This window comes from Arthrobacter sp. 05L421, from assembly GCF_056397785.1.
Genome location: NZ_JBFTOC010000004.1, coordinates 204,840 through 229,925, shown reverse-complemented (window position 1 = coordinate 229,925; position 25,086 = coordinate 204,840). Strand labels below are relative to the sequence as shown.

The 25,086-nt window shown below is 67.6% G+C and carries 22 protein-coding genes and 2 riboswitches; of the genes, 16 read left to right on the top strand and 6 right to left on the bottom strand.

The window, feature by feature from the left end:
- The first annotated feature begins 66 nt into the window (after positions 1 to 66).
- The 3 genes from AC1DKQ_RS07710 (at position 67) to AC1DKQ_RS07700 (ending at position 2,739) form a co-directional block, all read left to right on the top strand.
- Positions 67 to 570 carry a GNAT family N-acetyltransferase gene (locus AC1DKQ_RS07710; RefSeq protein ID WP_476918594.1) on the top strand — a complete coding sequence of 168 codons (504 nt, stop codon included), beginning with the start codon at positions 67 to 69 and terminating at the stop codon, positions 568 to 570.
- A 35-nt stretch (positions 571 to 605) separates the two neighbouring features.
- A complete protein-coding gene (locus AC1DKQ_RS07705) occupies positions 606 to 905 on the top strand; it encodes a Rid family hydrolase (RefSeq protein WP_476918593.1) in 300 nt (99 codons plus the stop codon).
- A 118-nt stretch (positions 906 to 1,023) separates the two neighbouring features.
- Positions 1,024 to 2,739 carry a SulP family inorganic anion transporter gene (locus AC1DKQ_RS07700; RefSeq protein WP_476918592.1) on the top strand — a complete coding sequence of 572 codons (1,716 nt, stop codon included), beginning with the start codon at positions 1,024 to 1,026 and terminating at the stop codon, positions 2,737 to 2,739.
- A gap of 96 nt (positions 2,740 to 2,835) precedes the next feature.
- Here the strand turns inward: AC1DKQ_RS07700 and AC1DKQ_RS07695 are convergent, their stop codons facing one another.
- Entirely contained in the window at positions 2,836 to 3,507 is a 672-nt protein-coding gene (locus AC1DKQ_RS07695; protein ID WP_476884019.1) for a response regulator, read from the bottom strand.
- Positions 3,500 to 5,224, bottom strand: coding sequence for a sensor histidine kinase (locus AC1DKQ_RS07690; protein WP_476918591.1), 1,725 nt, complete (start codon positions 5,222 to 5,224; stop codon positions 3,500 to 3,502). The genes AC1DKQ_RS07695 and AC1DKQ_RS07690 overlap by 8 nt, the downstream gene beginning before the upstream one ends.
- A 182-nt stretch (positions 5,225 to 5,406) precedes the next feature.
- Between AC1DKQ_RS07690 and AC1DKQ_RS07685 the strand changes: the two genes are divergently transcribed.
- From AC1DKQ_RS07685 to gatB, 4 genes are all read left to right on the top strand, one after another.
- On the top strand, positions 5,407 to 6,888 hold the full coding sequence (locus AC1DKQ_RS07685; protein WP_476918590.1) for a CitMHS family transporter: 1,482 nt from the start codon (positions 5,407 to 5,409) through the stop codon (positions 6,886 to 6,888).
- Positions 6,889 to 7,063: 175 nt separating this feature from the next.
- Positions 7,064 to 7,360: an Asp-tRNA(Asn)/Glu-tRNA(Gln) amidotransferase subunit GatC gene (gatC, locus tag AC1DKQ_RS07680; protein WP_026537696.1), complete on the top strand. Its 297-nt coding sequence runs from the start codon at positions 7,064 to 7,066 to the stop codon at positions 7,358 to 7,360.
- A 4-nt stretch (positions 7,361 to 7,364) separates the two neighbouring features.
- On the top strand, positions 7,365 to 8,957 hold the full coding sequence (gene gatA / locus AC1DKQ_RS07675) for an Asp-tRNA(Asn)/Glu-tRNA(Gln) amidotransferase subunit GatA (RefSeq protein WP_476918589.1): 1,593 nt from the start codon (positions 7,365 to 7,367) through the stop codon (positions 8,955 to 8,957).
- The gene (gene gatB / locus AC1DKQ_RS07670; RefSeq protein ID WP_377986112.1) at positions 8,957 to 10,462 is read left to right on the top strand and encodes an Asp-tRNA(Asn)/Glu-tRNA(Gln) amidotransferase subunit GatB; all 1,506 of its coding nucleotides are present in this window, start codon (positions 8,957 to 8,959) and stop codon (positions 10,460 to 10,462) included. Before gatA ends, gatB begins: the two co-directional genes overlap by 1 nt.
- Before the next feature lie 3 nt (positions 10,463 to 10,465).
- Here the strand turns inward: gatB and AC1DKQ_RS07665 are convergent, their stop codons facing one another.
- On the bottom strand, positions 10,466 to 11,374 hold the full coding sequence (locus tag AC1DKQ_RS07665) for a LysR family transcriptional regulator (protein WP_079551528.1): 909 nt from the start codon (positions 11,372 to 11,374) through the stop codon (positions 10,466 to 10,468).
- Between the two features lie 160 nt (positions 11,375 to 11,534).
- Here AC1DKQ_RS07665 and tdh point away from each other — a divergent pair, with 160 nt between their 5' ends.
- The 5 genes from tdh to hutI all read left to right on the top strand — a co-directional run bounded on the left by tdh (position 11,535) and on the right by hutI (position 16,992).
- A complete protein-coding gene (gene tdh / locus AC1DKQ_RS07660) occupies positions 11,535 to 12,581 on the top strand; it encodes an L-threonine 3-dehydrogenase (RefSeq protein WP_476884015.1) in 1,047 nt (348 codons plus the stop codon).
- Between the two features lie 86 nt (positions 12,582 to 12,667).
- Entirely contained in the window at positions 12,668 to 13,879 is a 1,212-nt protein-coding gene (locus tag AC1DKQ_RS07655; protein ID WP_476918588.1) for a glycine C-acetyltransferase, read from the top strand.
- A gap of 458 nt (positions 13,880 to 14,337) precedes the next feature.
- Positions 14,338 to 14,559, top strand: coding sequence for a hypothetical protein (locus tag AC1DKQ_RS07650; protein ID WP_476884013.1), 222 nt, complete (start codon positions 14,338 to 14,340; stop codon positions 14,557 to 14,559).
- Positions 14,560 to 14,584: 25 nt separating this feature from the next.
- On the top strand, positions 14,585 to 15,730 hold the full coding sequence (locus AC1DKQ_RS07645) for an NAD(P)/FAD-dependent oxidoreductase (RefSeq protein ID WP_476918587.1): 1,146 nt from the start codon (positions 14,585 to 14,587) through the stop codon (positions 15,728 to 15,730).
- A gap of 11 nt (positions 15,731 to 15,741) precedes the next feature.
- Positions 15,742 to 16,992, top strand: coding sequence for an imidazolonepropionase (hutI, locus tag AC1DKQ_RS07640; protein WP_476918586.1), 1,251 nt, complete (start codon positions 15,742 to 15,744; stop codon positions 16,990 to 16,992).
- 6 nt (positions 16,993 to 16,998) lie between these two features.
- Here hutI and AC1DKQ_RS07635 read toward each other — a convergent pair whose 3' ends face one another.
- Positions 16,999 to 17,679, bottom strand: a complete 681-nt coding sequence (locus tag AC1DKQ_RS07635) for a histidine phosphatase family protein (protein ID WP_476918585.1) — start codon at positions 17,677 to 17,679, stop codon at positions 16,999 to 17,001.
- Between the two features lie 99 nt (positions 17,680 to 17,778).
- Here AC1DKQ_RS07635 and AC1DKQ_RS07630 point away from each other — a divergent pair, with 99 nt between their 5' ends.
- Positions 17,779 to 18,546, top strand: a complete 768-nt coding sequence (locus AC1DKQ_RS07630; RefSeq protein ID WP_476918584.1) for a CPBP family intramembrane glutamic endopeptidase — start codon at positions 17,779 to 17,781, stop codon at positions 18,544 to 18,546.
- Between the two features lie 202 nt (positions 18,547 to 18,748).
- Here AC1DKQ_RS07630 and AC1DKQ_RS07625 read toward each other — a convergent pair whose 3' ends face one another.
- Positions 18,749 to 19,387 (bottom strand): VOC family protein, encoded by a 639-nt coding sequence (locus AC1DKQ_RS07625; RefSeq protein ID WP_377986123.1) that lies wholly within the window; start codon positions 19,385 to 19,387, stop codon positions 18,749 to 18,751.
- A 168-nt stretch (positions 19,388 to 19,555) separates the two neighbouring features.
- Positions 19,556 to 19,671, top strand: a riboswitch (SAM riboswitch).
- Positions 19,672 to 19,732: 61 nt separating this feature from the next.
- On the opposite strand from AC1DKQ_RS07625, the gene AC1DKQ_RS07620 reads away from it, so the two are divergent.
- The 3 genes from AC1DKQ_RS07620 (at position 19,733) to AC1DKQ_RS07610 (ending at position 24,002) form a co-directional block, all read left to right on the top strand.
- Positions 19,733 to 21,049, top strand: coding sequence for a bifunctional o-acetylhomoserine/o-acetylserine sulfhydrylase (locus AC1DKQ_RS07620; RefSeq protein ID WP_476918583.1), 1,317 nt, complete (start codon positions 19,733 to 19,735; stop codon positions 21,047 to 21,049).
- A gap of 140 nt (positions 21,050 to 21,189) precedes the next feature.
- Positions 21,190 to 21,305, top strand: a riboswitch (SAM riboswitch).
- A gap of 11 nt (positions 21,306 to 21,316) precedes the next feature.
- Positions 21,317 to 22,456, top strand: a complete 1,140-nt coding sequence (metX, locus tag AC1DKQ_RS07615; RefSeq protein ID WP_476918582.1) for a homoserine O-acetyltransferase MetX — start codon at positions 21,317 to 21,319, stop codon at positions 22,454 to 22,456.
- A 166-nt stretch (positions 22,457 to 22,622) separates the two neighbouring features.
- Positions 22,623 to 24,002, top strand: a complete 1,380-nt coding sequence (locus AC1DKQ_RS07610) for an MFS transporter (RefSeq protein WP_476918581.1) — start codon at positions 22,623 to 22,625, stop codon at positions 24,000 to 24,002.
- A 130-nt stretch (positions 24,003 to 24,132) separates the two neighbouring features.
- On the opposite strand, the gene AC1DKQ_RS07605 is transcribed toward AC1DKQ_RS07610, so the two are convergent.
- Positions 24,133 to 25,032 carry a LysR family transcriptional regulator gene (locus tag AC1DKQ_RS07605; protein ID WP_476918652.1) on the bottom strand — a complete coding sequence of 300 codons (900 nt, stop codon included), beginning with the start codon at positions 25,030 to 25,032 and terminating at the stop codon, positions 24,133 to 24,135.
- Positions 25,033 to 25,086 lie beyond the last annotated feature (54 nt).

Below are 25,086 nucleotides of genomic sequence, written 5' to 3'. Positions count from 1 at the left end.
GATAGTTCTGTCACGGAAACAGCCCTACCGGTCCGGGCCCGGGCCTGGCGCCCGTACCATTGACAGGTGCCTTCGCAGATCCTCATTCGCCCCGCCGTTCCGGCCGACTACGACGCCATAGCGCGCATCACCCGGGACGCCTACCTGGCGGCGGGCTACTTTCAGAGCGCCGACCACCCGTACATGTTGCAGATCCAGAACGTCGAGCAGCGTGCGGCGGACGCGACGGTTTGGGTCGCGGAGCGGGAGGGCCTGATCCTCGGCTCGGTGACGCTGGCGGTCGAGGGGGAGCCGTACGCGGATATCGCCCAAAGCGACGAGCTCGAGTTCCGGATGCTCGTGGTGGACCCGTCCGTCCAGCGCAGCGGCGCCGGCAAGGCCATGGTCCAGGCCATCATCGACCACGCCAAGTCCCTGCCCGGAATCCGCGCCGTGGCCCTCACGACGGGTGAGACCTGGGAAAGTGCCCACGGCCTCTACCGGAAGACGGGCTTTCTCCGGGCGCCGGAGCGCGACTGGCTGGTGCCGGGCACGGACATCAAACTGCTCGTTTACCGCCAGGAGCTCTAGACAGGAGCTCTAGCCAGAATCCCCTTGCCCGGGCGGTGGCTGCAACCGCTGCCAGCGGCGAGGACGGAATTGTCGGTGACGATTTCTATACCCAGACGAGCTACATTCTGCAGAAGCTCGGCGCAGTGCTCGCCGACGCCGGCTTCGGCTTCGAGGACGTGGTGCAGTCCGAGCTGTACCTGACGGACATCAGCAAGTGGGAAGAGGCCGGCCGTGCCCACGGCGAGGTCTTCGGCGAGATCCGTCCCACGCTCTCCCTGGTCCACGTGCTGCCGTTCCTGGATCCCAAGATGCTCGTCGAGATCGAACTCGTCGCCCAGAAGAGCGCCAGCTAGGAACCAACAATGCCGGGTCACTTACGGCCCATTCCGGCGGTCCTGATGGGCCATAAGTGACCCCGCGTCGCTGTCTTAGACTCTGGCGGAACTCCCGGGCGTGGAGTATGACTGGCGCATGAAGAGGGCGCACGTCAGGGGCCCCGCCCGGGTCCCGCTCATCGGCCAGTTCCGCTCGTATGACCGCAAGTGGCTGCGGGGCGATCTGATCGCCGGCGTCACCGTCGCGGCCCTGATCGTGCCCAAGAATCTGGGATATGCCGGCATCGCGGGGATCCCGCTGCAGAATGGCCTGTATGCCGCGGCCGCCGGCGCCATCGTGTACGCAATCTTCGGCACGTGCCGGCAAATCTCGATGGGGCCGAGCTCGGGCCTCGCCGCGGTGGCTGCGAGTGCCGTGCTCGCGGCAGGCATTACCAGCGAACAAGACGTCGCCTCGTTCGTTGCCGGGATCACCCTGGCCTCCGGCATCCTGTTTCTGCTTCTCGCCGTCTTCAAGATGGGCTGGATTGCGCAGTTCCTTTCGAAGGCCGTGGTCACCGGTTTCCTATTCGGCGCGGCGATCGACGTCGTCATTGGAGAGCTCCCCAAACTCACCGGGACCGAGGTCACCGGCTCCAACCCGATCCAGGAACTGCGGTCCTGGCTCGGCACCCTGGGCGAGGCGCAGCCGACCACGGTGGTGGTGGGCGTCGTCGCGCTGGCCGTCGTCTTTGGATTAAAAGCCGTCGCGCCCGGAGTTCCCGGCGCCCTGGTCCTGGTGGTGGGCGGACTGCTGGCTGCGGCGCTGTTCGATCTCGGGGCCAAAGGGGTGGCCCTGGTGGGCGACGTGCCCAGAGGCCTGCCCTCGCTTCAAGTCCCGAACGGCCAGTTGATGTGGGACCACGTGGGCACCGTGGCCGCCGCGGCGGTGGCACTGGTCCTGATCGGCTTCTCCCAGACCGCCGGGGATGCGAGGGCTTTCGCTGCGAAGCACCGCTACCAGATCGATATCAACCAGGAATCGATTGCCCAGTCGATGGCCAACATTGCCGCCGGACTCTTCAAGGGGATGCCCGTCTCGACGAGTCTGTCGGCGAGCTCGCTGAACGACCACTCCGGGGCGAAGACCGGCCTCGCCTCCCTCACGTCGGGGGTCACCGTTCTGCTCACGCTGCTCTTCCTGGCGCCGCTGTTGTCCATCCTGCCGAAGCCTGTGCTGGCCGCGCTGATCATAGAGGCCGTAGTCATGGGCATGATGAACGTGCCTGAGATGCGGCGGCTGGCCCGGGTACAAAGGTTCGACTTCTGGATTGCGGTCGCCGCGATTATCGGCACGCTCATCTTCGGCGTGCTCGCCGGCGTCGTGATCGGGATCGGCCTCTCGCTCTTCTGGCTCGTCCGGGTGGCCACCCACCCGCAGATGCCGTCCCTCGGCCGCGAACAGGGCACCCAGGTGTTCCGCGACACCGGCGAGCACCCCGGCGACGAGATCGTTCCCGGCATTGCCGTGATCCGGTTCGACGGCGGCCTCTTCTTCGCCACCGCCGACGCCCTGGAGGACCGGCTGCGCGAGGTCATCCAGACCACGCCGGGGCTCACCGGCATTGTGCTCGACTGCGGCGGGATCAATTTCGTCGACTCCCAGGGGGCAGCAAAGATGGCGGACATCGCACGCCTCGCCCGCGAGTCGGACGTCAACCTGCGCCTGACCCGGCTCAAGCCCGCGGTTCGGGCGGTCCTGGAGCGCGACGGCGTGATCGAGCGCATCGGGGCGGAGATGATCCACGGCAACATCCACCGGGCCGTGCAGGCCGAGCAGGCGGCGCCACAGAAGCGGCCCGACGGCGCCTAGGTACAACCGCGCCTAGGAGCAACGAGGGGTCACGTATGGCCCATGCCGGCAGTCGACATGGGCCGTAGATGACCCCGCGTTGCTTGGGGTGCGTTACTAGTGACCGGTTCGGGCCGGGATCCCGTAGCGGTGCTCGGGGCGCCCGGTGGTGCCGTAGCGCAGCTGGATGTCGACGGCGCCGTCGTCCGCCAGCGCCGACAGGTACCGCTGGGCGGTGGCCCGGGACACGCCTACCCGGGCGGCGACGTCGGCAGCCGAGTACTGCTCGCCGGGAACCAGGGATTCGAGCACCGCGGCTTCCGTGGCAGAGCGGGGCCGCGCGGACGTGACGACATCGCCCGGGATCAGGGCGCGCTTGGCGCGTTCCACCGTCTCCTGGTTGACGGATCCCGGCTGCGCCAGGATCCGGCGGTAGCGGGCATAGGAGCGCAGCTGCTGCGAGAGGGCATCGGCCGTGAAGGGCTTGAGCAGGTAGCCCAGTGCCCCGCGCCGGAACGCGAGCCGGAGCGAGGCCGTGTCCGAGGCCGCGCTGAGGACCACGGTGTCCACGTCCAGTTGGTGCAGCAGGTCCAGTCCCGACGCGTCCGGGAGGTAGACGTCCAGCAGCACCAGGTCCGGGCGCAGGCTGTGGATGGCCTGCAGGGCCTGCGACGCCGATCCGGCCGGGGGCAGGGCCAGGAACCCCGCCACCGAATCCACGTAGGCGGCATGCAGCTTGGCGACGTGGAAATCATCATCGACAATCAGCACCCTGAAATCCTCAGACATCGTTGTCCTCTCCGCCGGGTTTAGTAGCAGTAGGTTCGGTGGTTCCCGGCAGGGTGGCGACGAACACGGCGCCCGGGCCGCCGGGGATGCCCGCATCGAGCAGGCGGACGTCTCCGCCGCGGCGGCGCGCGAGCTGCCGGGACAACGCCAGCCCCAGGCCCTGGCCGGCGCCAGCCCGCGCCGGCCGGTCCGAGGTCGTATAGCCTTCCGCGAAGACCGCCTCCGCCTCCGCGGCTGTCATTCCGGCGCCCAGGCCATCGCCGGAATCCGCCACCACAATGTGAAGTGTGCCGGGGCCTGCGTCGATGCCCGGTTCGTCCAGCACTTCCACTTCCACCCAGCGCTCGGCCGCAGAACCGGCGACGGCGGCGTTCACGGCGTTGTCGATCAGGTTCCCCAAGACGGTGGTGACGTCCTGCGGCTCGGTGACATGGCCGCGGACCACGGATTCCGGGCCGAGGCGCAGGCTTACGCCGCGCTCGTCCGCCTCGACGCCCTTGGCGCCCAGGAAGGCCTGCAGGTAGGGATCCTGAAGCAGCTCGGCCTGGTCCACCGGGAACGCCAGCGGCCCGGTGCCGGCCAGTTTGGCGAGGTAGTCCTGGGCCTGCTGGGGCTGGCCGATGCTCATGAAGCCGGCGATCGTGTGCAGCTGGTTGGCGAATTCGTGGCGCTGCGCCCGCAAGGCCGCGGACATGGTGCCGACGGCGTCGAGCTGGCGGGTCAGCTGCTGCAGCTCGGTCCGGTCCCGGAGCATCACCACCCAGCCCAGGTCCTCGCGACGATGCAGGGCCTTGCGGGCGCTCGCCACCAGGACCCGGCCCCCGGCCACGAGTTCCACGGCCTCACCCTCCGCCGCGTCGGCCCGGGTCAGGGCTTTCAGCTGGGCCGGCACCGGCGCAGTGGCCCAGGCGCTGCCCGCCAGGTCGGGGACGCCGAGGAGCCGCTGGGCGGCGGCGTTGAAAACACTGACCCTGCCGTCGGCCGCAACGCCGATCACGCCGTCGTCGACCCCCTGCAGCACGGCCACCTGGTCGTGCACGAGGCTGCTGATCTCCTCGGGCTCCAGCCCGAGCGTCAGCCGCTGGAGCCGCCGCCGCAGCAGGAAGGAGGCCAGCACGCCGGCCAGCAGCGCACCGGCGGCCGTGGCGGCGATGGGGATGATGTCCCGGGCCAGGCTTTGGCTGATTGTTTCGGTGGAGTACCCCACGCTTACCTCACCCACCACGGTCCCGGAGTCCGGGGCGTAGACCGGGACCTTGGCGCCGGCGGACGGGCCCAGCGTGCCCGTGTTGCGCGTGGTGACCTCCCGGCCGGCGAGGGCCTCGGAGGGGTCGGTGCTGACCTTTTCGCCCAGCCGCTCCGCGTCCGGGTGCGCCAGCCGGATACCGGTCTCGTCCGTGATGACCACGAACAGCGCGCCGGTGCGGGTGCGGGCACCCTCAGCGGCAGCCATCAACGGACCGGACAGCAACTCGGACGCCGGGGGAGCGGCGGGAAGGGCGCTGATGGACCGGACCTCTGCCCGCACTGACGGGTCCGAGGCCACCGTCCGGGCCAGGGTCAGCGCCTGGCTTTCCGCCTCGCGGCCCAGCCTGTCGTAGGTCAGCCAGGCGTGGACGGCGCTGCTGAGCAAAACCACCAGCGCCACGACGCCGAGCTGCAGCAACAGCGTCTGGGTCGAAAAGCGAAGGGCCGGCATAGCTGTGCGGCGCTTCATCGGGCTCCTGCCTGGGAGTTGGTACTGGGGTTTGTGCGGACGTGAGCAAAATGCGCAAAATGCGTCCAATAAGCAGTATGCCAATCAATTGAGCCAAAGGCCCAGTCGTGACGGGCGCCACTCTAACGTCTGTAGTGCGCATCACACCGGAGTGGTGTCATTCAACGAAGAAGGAGCCGGCCGTGCTGGTATTACTAGGATTCGCGATGATCGCGGTATTCATGGTGCTGATCATGACGAAGAAATTGACGCCCGTACTGGCGCTCATCATCGTCCCCACAATTTTCGGGCTTTTTGCCGGCGCGGGCCTCGGCATCGGGCCCATGGTCATGGACTCCATGAAGTCGATGACGTCCACTGCAGCCCTGCTCATGTTCGCCATCATCTACTTCGGCTTGATGATCGACGTCGGGCTGTTTGACCCCCTGGTCCGGTTCATCCTTCGCAAGCTCGGCAACGACCCCGCCAAGGTGGTCCTCGGCACGGCCATCCTCGCAGCGGCAGTGTCCCTCGACGGCGACGGTTCCACCACCTTCATCCTCACCACCGCGGCCATGCTGCCGGTCTACCTGCGGCTCAAGATGAGCCCCGTGGTCCTGACCTGCGTGGCGGGCCTGGCCAACGGCACCATGAACATCCTGCCGTGGGGCGGCCCCACCGCCCGTGCAGCAACCGCGCTGAAGCTCGACGTCAACGATGTCTTCGTGCCCATGGTCCCGTCCCTCATCGCAGGCCTCGTTGTGGTGCTGGTCTTCTCCTGGCTGCTCGGCCTGCAGGAACGCAACCGCCTCCGAGCCACCGCCCCCGAGATCTGGGGCACTGGTGACGCCGGGATGTCCGACGGCGGCAGCGGCGCGGGCCGCTTTGGCCTCGGCCGCAAGGGTACGGGCACCAAGGTCTCCGGGCCCAGCGGCGGAACTGCCGCCGTCGGAAGCCCCTCAACTGGCGGATCCTCCGTCGCAGTGCTCGAGCGCACTGAAACCCTCGTTGACGAACGCGACTCCGCGATGGCCGACACCGCCCTGGACCCCAACCGCAAGACCCTCCGCCCCAAGCTGTTCTGGTTCAACCTCGGCCTGACGGTCGCGGTCATGGTGACGCTCGTTGCCAACATCATTCCGCTCCCGTTCGTCTTCATGGTCGGTGCCGCCATCGCCCTGCTGGTCAACTTCCCCAACGTCAAGGACCAGGGCGCCCAGCTGATCGCCCACGCACCTTCGATCGTCGCCGTCGTCAGCATGGTCATGGCCGCCGCGGTCCTCACGGGTGTCCTCAACGGCACGGGCATGGTCAAGGCCATGTCGGAATGGCTGGTCCAGATCATCCCGTCCGACATGGGCCCGTTCATGGCCATCATCACCGGCGTCCTGAGCATCCCGATGACGTTCTTCATGAGCAACGACGCCTTCTACTTCGGTGTCCTGCCGGTCCTCAGCGAGACGGCGGCCCACTACGGCGTCAGCGCCGCCGACATGGCACGCGCCTCCATCACCGGCCAGCCCTTCCACCTGCAGAGCCCCCTGGTGCCGGCCATCCTGCTCCTGGTCTCCCTCGCCAAGGTGGAACTCGGCGATCACCACAAGAAGGTTCTCTGGCGCACGGCCGTGATCTCCCTCGTCATGCTGGCCGTAGGAGTCCTCACCGGGGCTATCGGCATCGGCTAACCACCCCCACAGCACCAAGCAACGCGGGGTCACTTACGGCCCATTCGGAACCTCCGGATGGGCCGTAAGTGACCCCGCGTTGCTTGTCGTTGTGCTTCCTCGGCGGCCGACGGTAACAGCAGTTCAACCCACGTAGACTGGGACGGAAAATAATCCGAACTTGCAGGGGAGATCCATGGCTGCGATCAACCGCGACGACGTCGCGCATCTCGCGCAACTCGCGCACATCGAGATGAGTGCTGAAGAGCTGGACAGGATGGCCGGCGAACTCGCCGTCATCGTGGATTCAGTGAAGTCCGTCAGTGAAGCTGCCGGTGATGATGTCCCGGCTACGTCCCACCCGATTCCGCTGACCAATGTGTTCCGCGAGGATGTCGTGGGCCACACGTTTACGGCCGAGCAATCCCTCTCCGGTGCCCCCGACGCGTACGAAGGCCGTTTCAAGGTCCCGGCAATCCTGGATGAGGACTAAGACCATGACTGAGAACAACGAACTGATCCGCCTCTCCGCCGCCGCGCTCGCCGAGAAGCTCGCCGCCCGCGAGATCACCGCCGTCGAGGTCACCCAGGCGTACCTGGACCGCATCGCGGCCGTGGACGGCAAGGTCCACGCGTTCCTGCACGTCAACACGGATGAGGCGCTCGCCGTCGCCGCCGAAGTGGACGCGATCCGCGCCGCCGGCGGTGCCGCCGCCGAAGAGCTCCACGTCTTCGCAGGTGTGCCGATCGCCGTCAAGGACCTCATTGTCACCATCGGCCAGCCCACCACGGCCGGCTCGAAGATCCTCGAAGGCTGGAACAGCCCCTATGACGCCACCGTCGTCGAGCGCCTGCGCGCCGCGAAGATGCCGATCCTGGGCAAGACCAACCTGGACGAATTCGCGATGGGCTCCTCCACCGAACACTCCGCCTACGGCCCTACCCACAACCCGTGGGACCTGGATCGCATCCCGGGCGGTTCCGGCGGTGGCTCCGCTGCCGCCGTCGCGGCCTTCGAAGCTCCGCTGGCCCTCGGCACGGACACCGGTGGCTCCATCCGCCAGCCCGGCGCCGTCACCGGCACGGTCGGCGTCAAGCCCACCTACGGCGGTGTCTCCCGCTACGGCGCCATCGCCATGGCCTCCTCGCTGGACCAGATCGGCCCGGTCTCCCGCACCGTGCTGGACTCGGCCCTGCTGCACCAGGTGATCGGCGGCCACGATCCGCGCGATTCCACCTCGCTCCCGGATCCGCTGGAGGACCTCGTCGCCGCCGCCCGGACCGGCAACGTCGAGGGCATGAAGATCGGCATCATCAAGGAGCTCCACGGCGAGGGCTACCAGGCCGGCGTCGAGAACCGCTTCAACGAATCCCTTGAGCTGCTCAAGGGCGCGGGCGCCGAGATCGTCGAGGTCTCCTGCCCCAACTTCAAGTACGCCTTGGGCGCCTATTACCTGATCATGCCCTCCGAGGCGTCCTCCAACCTGGCCAAGTTCGACGGCGTCCGGTACGGCCTGCGGGTCCTGCCCGCACAGGGACCGATGACGATCGAACGGGTCATGGGCGCCACCCGCGCCGCCGGCTTTGGCGATGAGGTCAAGCGCCGCATCATCCTGGGCACCTACGCCTTGAGCGCCGGCTACTACGATGCCTACTACGGCTCGGCCCAGAAGGTGCGCACCCTGATCCAGCGCGACTTCGACGCCGCGTTCGCCAAGGCCGACGTGCTGATCTCCCCGACGGCCCCCACCACGGCCTTCAAGCTTGGCGAGAAGCTCAACGACCCGCTGGCGATGTACCTCAACGACGTCGCCACCATCCCCGCCAACATGGCAGGCGTCCCCGGGCTCTCCCTGCCCGGCGGCCTGGCCGATGAGGACGGGCTGCCGGTGGGCATCCAGCTGCTGGCCCCGGCCCGCCAGGACGCCCGGCTGTACCGCGTCGGCGCGGTCCTGGAATCCCTGCTCGAGGCACAGTGGGGCGGACCGCTGCTGGACCGTGCCCCTTCATTGACGGCTCCTTCCCTTACTGATTCTTCACCGGCTGCTTCACCGGCTGGCGCCGCTTCGAGCCACGGAGGTTCACACTAATGACTGACGCAACCCTCAGCTTCGAAGAAGCAATGGAGAAGTACGATCCCGTCCTGGGCTTCGAGGTCCATGTGGAGCTCAACACCAAGACCAAGATGTTCTCATCGGCGCCGAACGTCTTCGGCGACGAGCCGAACACCAATGTCAACGAGGTGGACCTCGGCATGCCCGGCGTGCTGCCGGTGGTGAACAAGACCGCGATCGAGTCCTCGATCAAGATCGGCCTGGCGCTGAACTGCAAGATCGCCGAGAGGTGCCGCTTCGCCCGGAAGAACTACTTCTACCCGGACACACCGAAGAACTTCCAGACCTCCCAGTACGACGAGCCCATCGCGTACGACGGCTACCTGGACATCGAGCTCTCCGACGGCACCATGTTCCGCGTCGAGATCGAACGCGCGCACATGGAGGAGGACGCCGGCAAGCTGACCCACATGGGCGGCGCCACCGGCCGCATCCAGGGCGCTGACTACTCCCTGGTGGACTACAACCGCTCCGGCGTGCCGCTGGTCGAGATCGTCACCAAGCCGATCGAGGGCGCCGGCAGCCGCGCCCCCGAACTCGCCAAGGCCTACGTGGCCGCCGTCCGCGAAATCGTCAAGAACCTCGGGGTCTCCGACGCCAAGATGGAACGTGGCAACGTCCGCTGCGACGCCAACGTCTCGCTGCGCCCGCACGGCCGCGAACGCTTCGGCATCCGCTCGGAAACGAAGAACGTCAACTCGCTGCGCGCCGTCGAACACGCCGTCCGCTACGAGATCCAGCGGCACGCCGCCGTGCTGGACTCCGGCGAGCCGGTCACCCAGGAAACCCGGCACTGGCACGAGGACACACGGACCACGACGTCGGGCCGGGCCAAGTCCGACGCCGACGACTACCGCTACTTCCCCGAACCGGACCTGGTCCCGATTACCGCGTCCCGCGAATGGGTCGAGGAACTCCGGGCCACCCTGCCCGAGCCGCCGGCCGCCCGCCGCAAGCGGCTGCAGGCCGACTGGGGCTACTCGGACCTGGAGTTCCGCGACGTCGTCAACGCCGGCGTCATGGACGAGATCGAGGAAACCATCGCCGCCGGCGCCACCGCCACCGTGGCCCGCAAATGGTGGATGGGCGAGATCGTCGGACGCGCCAAGAACGCCGACGTCGATCCCGGCCAGCTCGGCGTCGCACCGGCCACCATCGTGGAACTGAACAAGATGGTGGAGGACGGCAAGATCAACAACAAGATGGCCTCCGAGGTCCTGGACGGCGTGCTCGCCGGCGAAGGCACCCCGGCGGAAATCGTCGAGAAGCGCGGCCTCGCCGTGGTCTCCGACGACGCCCCCCTCCTGGAAGCGATCGACGCGGCCCTCGCCGCGCAGCCCGACGTCGCGGACAAGATCCGCGCCGGCAAGCTCCAGGCGATCGGTGCGATCGTCGGCGGCGTCATGAAGGCCACCCGCGGGCAGGCCGACGCCGGCCGTGTCAAGGAGCTGATCCTGCAGCGCCTCGGCGTCGAGGGCTAGCCCCTAACCGCCCACTAAATCGGTCATGATGGTCTGCAGTGCTTCGCAGACCATCATGACCGATGTGCGTTTAAGGTTCTCCGGCCGGGCCAGGAGGTCGATCCGGCGCCGGGTGCTGATGCCTTCCAGCGGCCGCAGCACAATGTCCGGGTTCAACACAGGCCGCGCGGTGTGCCGCGGCAGCAGGCCGATCACGCCGCCGGCCGCCACGAGGGCCGCCACGGTGGAGTAGTCGTTGATGCGGTGCACAATGTTCAGCTCACGGCTGGAGACCGCCGCGACGGCGGAGAGCACGTCCGCGGGGGAGTAGCCGGCGCGGCTGGTCACCCACGGCTCGCCCACGACGTCGTCGGCCGTCACCGCCCGCTGGCCGGCCAGCCGATGCCCGGCCGGCAGGGCCACGTCCAGCGGCTCGTGCGCCAGCGGGATTACCGCGACGCGTTCCTCGGGCCAGCGCGGGCTGTGATCCATCCGGTGCGCCAGGACCAAGTCGTAGCGCGCCGTCAGGGCCGGGAAATCCTGCTGGGCGACGTCCTCGTCGGACAGCAGGATCCGGGGTTGCCCGGGGCCGTCCAGGAGCCGGGCCAGCGGCGCGAACAGCGCCTGCCCGGCACTGTGGAACCCGCTGAGCGTCACCGGCGCCACCGGTGAGCCGTGGTACGCGCCGATCGCCATCTTCGCATCCGCCATCGCGCTGACCACCGCGGCTCCGGCGTCGGCCAGGACCTGGCCGGCCTCCGTGAGCACCAGGTTCCGGCCCTCCTTGCGGGTCAGCGGCACCTCAACGGTTTTCTGCAGCGCGGCCAGTTGCTGGGACACAGCCGACGGCGTCACGAGAAGGGTTTCGGCGACGGCCTTGACGCTGCCCAGGGCCCCGAGTTCGCGCAGCATCTCCAGCTGGTGGATTTCCATCCAGCCATTCTATGCAATAGCAGTTCCTAATTCGTCGATTGAGAAAAATTCGGTTGTGCTAATGCTTTCCGATGGGTCTAATGGGGTGAGTTGTCCCACAACCCCGTCCCCGCGCGGCGGCACAAAACGCGCGGAGCGAATCTCAGAGTTAGGAAGACCCATGAAGGCTCTCTACAAGGCCGGCGCCCACGCAGGGTTCGAGCTCGTTGACCGTCCCGAGCCGAAAACCGGCCCTGGCGACGTCAAGATCCGGGTCATGACCACCGGCATCTGCGGCACCGACCTGCACATCCAGGCCTGGGACGCCTGGGCGCAGGGCATCATCAACGCACCCCTGATCGCCGGCCACGAGTTCTACGGTGAGGTCGTGGAGACCGGTGAGGACGTCCTGGACGTCAAGGTGGGGGACCGGGTCTCCGGCGAAGGGCACATCGTCTGCGGCATCTGCCGCAACTGCCGCGCCGGCCGCCGCCAGATGTGCATCAACACGGTCAGCGTCGGCGTCCAGCGCGACGGCGCCTTCGCCGAGTACGTGGTGATCCCCGAAACCAACGTCTGGGTCCACCAGGACCCCTCCGTCACGCCGGAACTCGGCGCCATCTTCGATCCCTTCGGCAACGCCGTGCACACGGCCCTGAGCTTTCCGCTGGTTGGTGAGGACGTCCTGATCACCGGTGCCGGACCCATCGGGCTGATGGCAATCGCCGTCGCCCGGCACGCCGGCGCGCGGAAGATCGCGATCACCGACGTCTCCGCTCCCCGGCTGGAACTGGCCCACAGGCTCGGCGTCGACCTCGCCATCGACGTCTCGAAGATGCGGGTCAAGGACGCCCAGCGCGAGCTCGGCATGCGCGAAGGCTTCGACATCGGCATGGAAATGTCGGGACACCCCACGGCACTGCCTGAGATGATCGACAACATGAACCACGGCGGCCGGATCGCAATGCTGGGACTGCCCAGCCAGTCCATCGACATCAACTGGGGCAAGGTGGTCACGCACATGCTGACCATGAAGGGCATCTACGGCCGCGAAATGTTTGAGACCTGGTACGCGATGAGCGCCATGCTCTCCTCCAGCCCGGTCCTGCACGCGAACATCTCGGCCGTCGTCACGGACACGCTGCCGGCCACCGACTGGGAAAAGGGATTCGAGGTGGCCCGCGCCGGCGTGGGCGGCAAGGTGGTCCTCGACTGGACCGTTTTCTAGGCCAGCCGCTTTTCAGGCCCGTTCCGCACCGCCCTTTCCACACCGCATTCTTTGCCCCCGCATCCAACCAGCTGAGGAGCCAACCCATGTATTCAGCCATCAAGGACCAGCTGCAGCACGAACTCGATGAGATCCGCAGCGCCGGACTGTTCAAGACCGAGCGGCACATCGACTCGCCCCAGGCCAACCGCATCAAGGCCGGACAGATCGGCGAGTCCGGCGCCGACGTGCTGAACTTCTGCGCGAACAACTACCTGGGCCTCGCCGACCACCCGGACATCATCGCCGCGGCGAAGACCGCGATGGACGAGCGAGGCTTCGGGATGGCCAGCGTGCGCTTCATCTGCGGCACCCAGGACCTGCACCTGGCCCTCGAGCAGCGCGTCTCGGCGTTCCTCGGCACCGAGGACACCATCCTGTTCTCCAGCTGTTTCGACGCCAACGGCGGCGTGTTCGAGTCCCTCTTCGGCCCGGAAGACGCCGTCATCTCCGACGCCCTGAACCACGCCTCCATCATTGACGGCATCCGGCTCTGCAAGGCCCAGCGATTCCGCTACGCCAACCAGGACATGGCTGACCTCGAGGCAAAGCTGATCGCGGCCACCACTCAGGAGAACCCGGCCCGCCGCAAGATCATCGTCACGGACGGTGTCTTCTCGATGGACGGCTTCCTGGCGCCGCTCGAAGCGATCTGCGACCTCGCCGAAAAGTACGACGCCCTGGTCATGGTGGACGACTCCCACGCGGTGGGCTTCATGGGCGCCACCGGTGCCGGCACGCCTGAACACGCCGGCGTCTCGGACCGCGTGGACATCTACACCGGCACGTTCGGCAAGGCCCTCGGCGGCGCGTCTGGCGGCTACGTCTCGGGCCGCGGCGAGGTCGTGGCGATGCTTCGCCAGAAAGCCCGCCCGTACCTGTTCTCCAACTCGCTGGCCCCGGCAATCGTCGCGGCCACGCTCACGGCCCTGGACCTTGTAGAGAACTCCGGCGAACTTCGCGGCAAGCTCTTCGCGAACGCTGAGCTCTTCCGGAGCCGCATGAGCGAGGAAGGCTTCGACCTGCTCCCCGGCGAGCACGCAATTGTCCCGGTGATGTTCGGCGACGCCGTCGTGGCGGCCAAGGTGGCCGACGCCATGCTCCACAACGGCGTGTTCGTCACGGCGTTCAGCTACCCGGTGGTGCCCAAGGGCGCCGCCCGGATCCGCGTGCAGCTCTCCGCGGCGCACAGCTCCGACGACGTCGAGGCCTGCGTCCAGGCATTCGTGCGCAGCCGCGCGGCGGTGGCCGCAGCCTAGGGCGGATCCCTGAGGCCGGGCCCCTGTTCATGTACGGGGTCCGGCATCGCCTTGCTCGTTCATCCAAGCTTCCTCCGCTTGCTTGTCCGCGGGACATGTCCAGCTCCGGCAGCGAGGACTGGACATAATGCCACTATGTCCAACGGCCACGACCACCGAAGGGCATGTCCCGGGCCGGCACACGGCAACGAGGGACATGTCCAGTCGCGCGGACCAGGGAAGGGCATGTCCCGGGCCGACCCGTGGCAACGAGAGACATGCCCAGCGGTGCGGAGTCGGAAGGGACATGTCCATCTGCGTCCTCCAGCAGAGGCGGCCACTCTGCTCGGGCAAATTCTTTTTGCGGCCTAGCCCCTTCATTAGGGCTCAAATTCCCATATGACATGAATTTACCCGGGCTTTTTCGGGGGTGCGGCGGCTCCTGAGACCGTGCCCGAGCCGTTGTTCAGCTGGAGCAGTTGCAGCGGCATCACAGCCTGCAGCAGGGCTTGCGGTCCGGCGGGCTGCACCTGACAGGGCTGTTCTATGACATTGCCACGGCCCAAGTGCTGCAGGTGACCACCTCCGGCATCAGCCACCTGGACCCGGTGCCGCGGACCATTGAAAACACTGACAACGCAGACAAACCCGACAGCACAGCCGCCGCCGCTGGCCGAGGCGCAGGTCCCGGCGCGGTCTGACGCGGCGATCTGCAAGGATGGGACCATGTCAGCTCATTACGATGTCGTAATTGTCGGCGGCGGTATCGCCGGCCTGTCCCTTGCCTCCACCCTGGCCGGGCAATGCAGCGTGGCCCTGATTGAGGCCGAGCAGAACCTGGCGTACCACACCTCGGCCCGCTCGGCCGGGCAACTGATTCCCAGCTACGGCCCGCCCGTGGTCCAGGAACTCACCCTCCGGACGCTGGAAGTCATCGCCGCCCAGGACGCCGACCGTCCGGAACCGGTGCTCACACCGCGCAGCTTCATGCTGATCGGGGACGACGCCACCGTCCGGGCGGAGGCCAGCGGCCACATGCACCGGATCACCCACGCCGAGGCACTGGATTTGTGCCCGGCCCTTGTCCCGGACGCATTCAGCGCCGCCGGCCTGGACACCGGATCCTTCGCCTGCAACGCCCCGGTGCTGCTCGAGGACCACCGGCGCCGCGCCGAGGCCGGAGGGGTGGACATCATCACCGGCGCCAGGGTCCATTCGGCCCAGCGCCTCGGCACCGGCTGGGAACTGGGCGCCGGGCAGGAAGGCTTCCAGTCTGCCGTCGTGGTCAACGCCGCCGGCGCCTGGGCGGACGAGCTCGCAGTCCTCAGCGGCGTCGAGAAGCTCGGCCTCCAGCCGTACCGGCGCACCGCGGCGATCGTCGACGTCGAGAATCCGCTCCCGGAGGCCTCCCCGTTCGTGGCCGCGGCCGATGACAGCTTCTACTTCCGGCCCAAGAACGGCCAGGTCCTGATCTCGCCCGCGGAGCACGTGCCCAGCGGCCCCGAGGACGCCCGGCCCTATCCCGGTGACATCCAACGGCTCGTGGCCCGGCTCAACGCGATCACGACGCTCGGGATCCGGAACGTTAACACGGCCTGGACGGGACTGCGGACGGAGGCGGCCGACGGCGTCCCGGTGGCGGGGTTCGACGCCGAGGCCACCGGATTCTTCTGGCTCGCCGGCCAGGGCGGGTACGGTTTCCAGACCTCATCCGCGATTGCGGAGCTGGCCGCCGGCCTGATCCTGGCAGGTCAGGGACCCGCCGCCACGGCCGCGGCCCAGTCCCCGGGTGTGTCCCCGCCCACCGGGGCCAGTCCGGCATCCCGGACACTGGAGGCGCTGGCCGCCACCCGCTGGTCCATCCGGCGCTAAAGAATGGTTCTATGAGCACCCTGATCACCAACATCGCCGAACTGATGACCCAGGACGCGGAACACCGCGTCCTCCGCGACGCGGCGGTGGTGATCGAGGGGGAGCGGATTTCCTGGCTCGGCGCCGCAGCCGATGCGCCGGCGGCCGACGAGGCCGTCGACGCCGGTGGCCGGGCGCTCCTGCCGGGCTGGGTCGATTCGCACACTCACCTGATCTTCGCGGGGGACCGCACCGCCGAGTTCGAGGCCCGGATGGCCGGACAGAGCTACAGCGCCGGCGGGATCGCCGTCACCACCGGCGCCACCCGGACCACGAGCGACTTCGACCTCACCCGGCTGGCGATGGGCCGCGTCGCGGAGGCCGTGTCACAGGGCACCACCTACCTCGAGACCAAAACCGGCTACGGGCTGGACCTCGAAAACGAGGCCCGCAGCGCCCGCATCGCTTCAACCGTGGCGGACGAGGTGACCTACCTGGGCGCGCACCTCGTGCCCGCCGGGATGGACGCGGAGGAATACACCGAGCTGGTCTGCGGGCCGATGCTGACCGCGGTCCGGCCCTACGTCCGCTGGGCCGACGTCTTTTGCGAGCAGGGCGCCTTCAACGAGGACCAGTCCCGCCGGGTGCTCCTGGCCTGCAAGGCCGCAGGGCTGGGGCTGCGCGTGCACGGCAACCAGCTGGGCGAGGGCCCCGGTGTCCGGCTGGCGGTGGAAGTCGGCGCCGCGAGCGTGGACCACGTGAACTACCTTTCGGCCGCGGATGTCAATGCCCTGGCCGGCAGCTGGTCCGGCTGGGACGCCGCCGGCGGCAGCGGCACGCGGGGCACCGTTGCAACGTGCCTTCCGGCCTGCGATCTGTCCACCCGGCAGCCGCTGGCCCCCGGCCGGGAACTGCTCGACGCCGGCGTGCAGCTGGCGCTGGCGTCCAACTGCAACCCCGGCACGTCCTACACCAGCTCCATGGCCTTCTGCGTGACCACCGCCGTGCTGCAGATGCGGCTGAGCGTCCATGAGGCCGTGCGCGCCGCGACCTACGGCGGCGCGCTGGCCCTGGGGCGGGAGTCCGGGAACGACGTCGACGGCGAACGGGCGGTGGGCTCGATCGCCGTCGGACACCGCGCGGACCTGCACCTGCTCAACGCGCCGTCGGCCACGCACCTGGCCTACCGGCCCGGCATCCCCCTGACGCACGCAGTGTGGCGGGCCGGCGTAGCGCAGCCCGTCCCGGTAGCCGGACCGTCCGTTAGCCAGCCCATCCGTTAGCACTGGCTAGAAAATCATGGGCGGAGCGTCGAGGACGGTCTCGTCCACGCGCCTCTTCTCCCACTGGGTGAAGGGTTTGTCGAGCTCGTACTTGTCCCGCGCCGTGCGCAGCAAGGTGCGGACCTCGGCGTTCTCCGGGTTGTTCAAGGACTCGAAATATTCCACCGACCAGTGAAACCAGCGCATGCAGAACAGGCGCATGGTCAGCCCGTGCGTCACGAACAGCGCGTTCGGGGCGTAGCTGGGCTTGGACCAGTGCCGGTGCAGGGTTTCCATGAAGGAGGAAATCCTGTCGTAGACATCGGAACCGGACTCGCCCTCGCGGAAGCGGTAGAAGAAGTGCCCGTAGGCGTTGCGGAGCTCCTTCTGGTCTTCAATGTCGCCGGCGATCTGAAAGTTGGCCCAGTCCTGTTCGCGCAGCCGCGGTTCCTCGATCACGCGCTCCACCAGAGGGCCAAGGTTGAGCGCCTCGAAGGTCTGGTAGGCGCGCAGGTAAGGGGAGACATAGACGCACACCGGGCGGCCGTCCAGCTGGCGGCGGACCTCTTCCCCGGCCGCGGTGGCCTGCTCAAGGCCCAGCGCCGTCAACGGGATCCGGTAGTCCGGAACACGGTTGTAGATCGAGGTATCGGCATTGGCAGCAGACTGGCCGTGCCGGATCATGATGATTTTCCGGGGCGCACTCATAATCCCCAAGCATAGGGCGCCCAACAGCCGGGGGTGCCGGCGCGGGCGGCACTACGCGGGCACCAGCAAACTTTCGGCAACTGCAGGCAAGATAGAACCATGTTGGTTCCCTCCCGCCGTCGGCTGCGGTTCGAAATGTTGATTGTCCTGGGCTTGTCGCTGGGGCAGTCCGCGGTCTACTCCCTGGTGCAGCTGCTGGACAAGATGACCACGGCGCCGCTGGCGCAGGGGACGTCCACGCTCAACCGGTCACAGAGCCCGCGCGAATACTTTGACCTCACTTACCAGATGCTGGACATCATCTTCGCCCTCGTCCCGGTGGCCCTGGTGATTTACTTCCTGACCGAACACTGGCCGGCCGGAGAGCGCGGAACCTCGGCATTCCGAAAGATCGGCTTCGACTTTGCCCGGCCCGGCAAGGACCTCCTGCAGGGGCTGGGGCTTGCCGCGCTGATCGGCATTCCGTCCCTGGGGCTCTACGCTGCCGGCAGGGCGCTGGGGATCACGACGTCGATCATTCCCAGCGCGCTTGCCCCGTACTGGTGGACCGTGCCGGTGCTGGTCCTGTCCGCGATCCGGCACGGGATCGTGGAGGAAGTGATTGTGGTGGGCTACCTGCTGGACCGGCTGGGGAAACTGGGCTGGAGCGTGCCGGCAGCCATCGCCGCCAGCGCCCTGCTCCGCGGCAGCTACCACCTCTACCAGGGGTTCGGGCCGTTCATCGGCAACGCGATAATGGGCGTCGTCTTCGCGCTGTTCTACATACGGTCCAAGCGGGTGATGCCGCTGGTGATCGCCCACGCCATTCTGGACACCGTGGCGTTCGTGGGGTTCAGCCTGTTCGGCAAGGCCGTGGGCCTGGGCTGAGCGGCTCACAATGCAACGCGGGGTCAGATACGGCCCATCCGGAGCCCCAGGATGGGCCGGAAGTGACCCCGCGTTGCGTTTAGGGGCCGGCGACATTACCGGCCTAAATGATCCGGGCCCTTAAATGATCTCGGCCGCCGTCTCCTGGGTGACATCGTTGGCACTTAAGAGATGGCGGCCGAAGCGTGGGGCAGGTGGGGCGTTAGATCGTGACCGCTCCGGAGGAGGTCTCGAAGGTGACGGAGAGGATGCCGGGAGTGCCGTGCGGCGCGATCCAGTTCACGGCGACGTCCTCCAGCGGCTTTTCCACCGGTTCGCCCAGCCACTCGGTCACGCGCGCTGCCGAACCGGCAATGGTCAATGCGGACATCTTGACTTCGCTCGCGTAGGCGTTGGACGGGTGGAGTTCCGGGTCGCCCTCCCACTTGAGCATGTAGGGCACCTGGGGGTCGGCGATGAGCCCCAGGATGCCGATCTGCTTCCAGACCAGTTCGCGGCCGTCCGGAAACTTCCGGTTGCCGTTCACGGCCGCTCGGCCGAGCCGCTCCTCGAACGGGGCCAGATCGTCAACCTCGACGCACCAGCCCATCCAGCCGCCGCCCGCTTCGGAGCGTGCCCGGACTGCCTGGCCGAACGGGGCCTTGTCGGAGGCCGGGTGGTTCAGGACCTCCACGACCTCCAGGTACTTGTGTCCCGCGAGCGGGATAATCATGTTGCGTGTCCCGAAACGGGGGTGCACTCCGCCCTTCACGGCTTCAACGCCGAGGGCAGACGCGATACGTTCAGTGGTGGCTGCCAAGCCATCGTGTTCACAGGCGTAAGAGACGTGATCCATGCGCATGCCATCATCTTGGCACTTTGTGATGGACCTCTCAGCTTAGGTTCCCCTAACCGCCATGGGATGTCCCGGGGAAGCCGACGCGGTGTCACGGGGGCGCTGACGCGCAGGCGTCTTCATCTTCGTCACAAAGCTATCCAGGGCTGCGCCGCGCTTCCTACACTGATGCAAGGTCATGAGTGCCAGCGCACAGCCCCGGCTTGCTGGCCGGCAACCCTCGTATCGCGGTGGGGTGCCCCGGGTGAAGACCTGGCCGTCCGGCGCCCGCCGGAGGGCAAGCGCGGCGCCTGCGCCGGTCCGGGCCGGTAGCCCTGGCCGGTGCTGTGCCCAGTCCCTTGAGGAGCATCAATGTCCAACGCCTGGTCCTTCGAAACCCGCCAGATCCACGCCGGCCAGGAGCCGGACAGCGCCACCGGCGCGCGTTCCCTGCCGATCTACCAGACGACGTCGTTCGTGTTCCCGAGCGCCGAAAGCGCCGCGAACCGCTTCGCGCTGGCCGAACTCGCCCCCATCTACACCCGGATCGGCAACCCCACCCAGGACGCCGTGGAACAGCGCGTGGCCAGCCTGGAAGGCGGCCTCGCGGCCCTGCTGCTCAGCTCCGGCCAGGCGGCGGAGACCTTCGCGATCCTCAACATCGCCGAGGCCGGGGACCACGTGGTGGCCAGCCCCAGCCTGTACGGCGGGACCTATAACCTGCTGGCCCACACGCTGAAGAAGTTCGGCATCTCCGTGACGTTCGTGGAGGACCCGGACAATCTGGAGCAGTGGCGCGACGCCGTCCGGCCCAACACCAAGCTGTTCTTCGGCGAAGTGGTCTCCAACCCCCGCCAGGACGTCCTGGACATCGAGGGCGTCTCCCGTGTGGCGCACGAGGCCGGGGTGCCGCTGATCGTCGACAACACGCTCTCCACCCCGTACCTGATCCGGCCGATCGAGTGGGGCGCGGACATCGTGGTCCACTCCGCCACCAAGTACCTCGGCGGTCACGGCGCCGCGATCGCCGGCGTGATCGTGGACTCCGGCAACTTCGACTTCGGCAAGGACCCGGGGCGGTTCCCCGGCTTCAACACCCCGGACCCCACCTACAACGGCCTGGTCTACGCCCGAGACCTCGGTGCGGACGGCGCGCTGGGCGCGAACCTTTCGTACATCCTCAAGGCCCGCGTCCAGCTCCTGCGCGATCTCGGCTCCGCCGTGTCCCCGTTCAACGCGTTCCTCATCGCCCAGGGCATTGAGACCCTGAGCCTGCGCGTCGAACGCCACGTGGCCAACGCCACCACGGTGGCGAAGTGGCTGGAGGCGAGGGACGACGTCGAATCGGTTGCCTACGCCGGGCTGCCGTCCAGCCCCTGGTACGAGCGCGGCCGCAAGTACGGGCCCAAGGGAACCGGCGCCGTCGTGGCATTCAACATCGCCGGGGGAGCCGAGGCCGGCAAGCGGTTCGTCGATGCCCTCGAACTGCACTCGCACGTCGCGAACATCGGCGACGTCCGTTCCCTGGTGATCCACCTGGCCTCGACCACCCACAGCCAGCTCTCGCCCGAGCAGCAGACCATCGCCGGCGTGAATCCCGGCCTGGTGCGGCTCTCCGTGGGCCTGGAGCACATTGACGACATCCTCTCGGATCTCGACGCCGGATTCCGCGCGGCCAAGTCCGCCTGAGTTAAGCCAGATAAACCTGACGGCCGGCCGCCGGCCTCCCTTGAACGGGACGGCCGGCGGGGGGCTGTCTGATCGCCGGGCTGTCACATGGAAGTCACAATCTTCGTGATTTCCGCACCCTCTTTCGTAGACTCGTACCAGGTCATGAGTGCCAGCGACAGCCCCGGCTTGCTGGCCGGCAACCCTCCTTTTGCGGCGGGGTGCCCCGGGTGAGGACCTGGCCTGCCGGTCAGCTGACGGCAGGCAAGCGCGAAGTTAGGTCCTCACATGACGATTGCCGTCACCCGCACGGGTGTTCCTGAAACCAAGCCATCCCGCAACCCGGACGGAACCGTCCAGTACGTCAGGATCGGTGACCTGCAGCTCGAATCAGGGATTCCGCTGCCGGATGTGGTCCTCGCCTACGAGACGTGGGGGACCCTGAACGATGACGCGTCCAATGCCGTCCTCATCGAACACGCCCTGACGGGCGACACGCACGTGACCCGCGGCCACAGCGAAGAGCCCGGTTGGTGGGAACAGCTCGCCGGGCCCGGGGCCCCCGTGGACACGGACAAGTACTTCGTCGTTTCAATCAACATCCTGGGCGGCTGCCACGGATCCACGGGACCCTCCACGCGGGCCCCGGACGGGCGCCCCTGGGGATCGCGGTTCCCGCTCGTCACCCTGCGGGACACCGCCGCCGCCGAGGCGCGGCTGGCCGACGCCCTGGGCATCGGCAGATGGTACGCCGTGCTGGGCGGCTCCCTCGGCGGCGCGCGCGCCCTTGAATGGGCCGTCACGTTCCCCGGCCGGGTCCGGCGCTGCGCCGTGATTTCCGTCGGCGCCAGCAGCACAGCCGAACAGATTGCCTTCGCGCAGGCCCAGACCCTGGCCATCCGCCAGGACCCCCACTTCAACGGCGGAAACTACTACGGCGGCCCGGAACCCGAAGCAGGGCTCGCCCTCGCCCGCCGCATCGCGCACATCACCTACCGCTCCGCAGCCGAACTGGACGGCAGGTTTGGCCGGAACGCGCAGGAGCCGGAGGCGCCCCTGGAAGCCGGATCGCTGGCCGGGCGCGGGCGCTACCAGGTGGAGAGCTACCTGGACCACCAGGGCAACAAGCTGGTCCGGCGCTTCGACGCGAACAGCTACATCGCCATTACCGAGGCCCTCATGAGCCACGATGTCTGCAGGGGGCGCGGAAGCCTCGAGGAGGCCCTGGCCCCGGCCACCGCCGAGTTCCTGGTGGCGGCCGTGGACTCGGACCGCTTGTATTTCCCGGCCCAGTCCCGTCAACTGGCCGAGGCCCTGCCCGGGCGCCCGGAAGTGCACATCATTGAAGCGCCCATCGGCCACGACGGTTTCCTGACCGAAATCGGCCAGCTCAGCGGCCAGCTGCGGGAGGCCTTCTTCGACCACTAGGCGCGACCTCTTGTGCATTTTTGCAGACGCGCTCTGCACTAATGGCTGTTGAGGCTCAGGGCGGGAGCGTCCATACTCATGGGGAATGACGCCATGTGCCCTAAGTCACGTGCGTCCTCAGCCCAATGGTCCACAGGGTGTCGACGGAGACACCGAAGGAGTCACGATGAGTACGGAAAACGCCGCAAGGCGCGCTGAAGAAACGGACGTCAAATCGTCCGGCCTGAAGAAGGTTGTCACGGCCTCCATGGCCGGCACCGTGGTTGAGTGGTACGAGTTCTTCCTCTACGCTTCCGCCGCCACCCTGGTCTTCGGCAAGCTGTTCTTTCCCAATTCCGGTTCGGAGTTGGACGGCATCATTGCCGCGTTCGTCACCTACGCGGTCGGCTTTATTGCCCGCCCCATCGGTGGCATCGTCTTCGGCCACTTCGGCGATAAGTTCGGCCGCAAGCAGCTGCTCCAGCTGAGCATCATCCTTGTCGGTGTTGCCACCTTCGCTATGGGCTGCCTGCCGACCTTCCAGCAGATCGGCTACTGGGCCCCGGCGCTCTTGGTCTTCCTGCGCTTCGTCCAGGGCTTCGCCGTCGGCGGTGAGTGGGGCGGCGCAGTCCTCCTCGTGGCTGAGCACAGCCCGAGCAAGTCGCGCGGATTCTGGGCCAGCTGGCCTCAGTCGGCGGTTCCGATGGGCAACCTTCTCGCCACCGGTGTGCTGTTCACCCTGTCCGCCACGCTGTCATCCGCGGAGTTCCTCAGCTGGGGCTGGCGTGTGGCCTTCTGGCTCTCCGCTGTGATCGTGATCGTCGGCTACTACATCCGCACTAAAGTCCAGGACGCCCCGATCTTCCTGGAAGCCCGCAAAGAGGTCACCGTTGAGAACAAGGGCTACGGCGTCGCCGAGGTCTTCCGCCGCTACCCGCGTGGCGTCTTCACCGCGATGGGTCTGCGATTCGCGGAGAACATCCTCTACTACCTTGTGGTCACGTTCTCCATTACCTACCTGAAGGTCGTGGTCCAGACGGACACCTCGCGGATCCTGCTGCTGCTGCTCGTGGCGCACCTGGTCCACTTCGTCGTGATCCCTTTGGTCGGCAAGCTCTCGGACAACGTCGGCCGCAAGCCTGTCTACATGGCCGGCGCTGTCCTCGGTGGTACCTGGGGCTTCTTCGCCTTCCCGATGATGGACACCAAGAACGACCTCGTCATCCTCGCCGCGATCACCATCGGTCTGCTGTTCCACTCTCTGATGTATGCCGGCCAGCCGGCCATCATGGCCGAGATGTTCCCGACCCGGATGCGCTACTCCGGTGTCTCGCTGGGCTACCAGGTCACCTCGATCGTGGCCGGTTCGCTGGCTCCGATCATCGCCGTCGCGTTGCTGAGCCAGTACAAGTCCTCCACGCCGGTGGCGATTTACCTCCTCGGCGCCTGCCTGGTAACGATGGTGGCCGTGTTCTTCCTCAAGGAGACCCGCGGTATTTCGCTGCACGACGTCGACGCCGCCGACGCCCAGGGCACTGCCGACCTGCTGGCCGCAGGCAAGAAGTAAGCTCGAATCAACACACCAACAGCCCGGGCCCCGCACTGCGGGGCCCGGGCTGTTGCCGTTTGTGCCAGCCGATCCGCAATTGACGACCCCCGCGAAGGCGGGCAGCCGCCTTAAACGCAGCGTGCCCGGCTCAGCCGGCCAGCACGTCCTGGCGCTCCCGGATTTCGCCGCGGATCGCCTCCAGCACGGCACGGACGGGGGCTGAACGCAGCGCCTCGGGCCGGGCCACGGCCCAGATGGGCAGCTGGCGCTGGAAGTCGTCCGGCAGGACGGGCAGGAAGTCGGACCTGCCCGCCACCAGAAAGTTGGGGAGCAGGCCTATCCCGGCGCCCCGCCGGACGGCCTCCAGCTGGGCGAAGACGCTGGTGGCCTGGAAGCTGGAGCGCGGCACCGGCAGCTGCGTGGAGCGGTGCCCCAGCTCGGCCACCTGGAGCGCCGATTCCACGTAGGAGACGAAGCCGTGCTGCCGGACGTCGTCGAGTGTTGCCGGCAGCCCGTGCTCCTGCGCATATCCGGGACTGGCGTACAGCCTGAGGAAATAGTTGCTCAGGAAGATGGCCTGGGCGTTTGCTGTGTCCATGTTGCCCACCACCACTTCCAGGTCCACGCCGGAGCGGTTTTGGCTCGCCTTGCGTGTGGCGCTGAGCAACTCGACGTTGAGCAGCGGGTTCGCCCGCTGCAGCCGCACGAGCGCCGGGGCCAGGAATTCGGCGCCGAAGCCGTCCGGGGTGCTGATCCGGACAAGGCCGGAGACCACATCGCCGGAACGGGCAATGCTGCTGGACAGGGCACCGAGAGTGTCCTCGATGGCCTCCGCCGCCGCGACGGCCTGGCTGCCGAGCTCGGTCAGCTCCCAACCGTGCGGGCTGCGCTCCAGGGTCCGACCGCCGAGCTGCTTGTCCAGGGCCAGGACGCGGCGGGAAATGGTGGTGTGGGTGGTGCCAAGCGTCTCCGCGACCGCGTTAAACCGACCCAGGCGTGCCACGGTCAGCAGGATCAGCAGGTCATCGGGGCTGGGAAGCCGACGCAAGTCCACGTTTGTCCCTCCTCAGCGAGTGTGTCGTGAACGGATACGGGGAGCCGG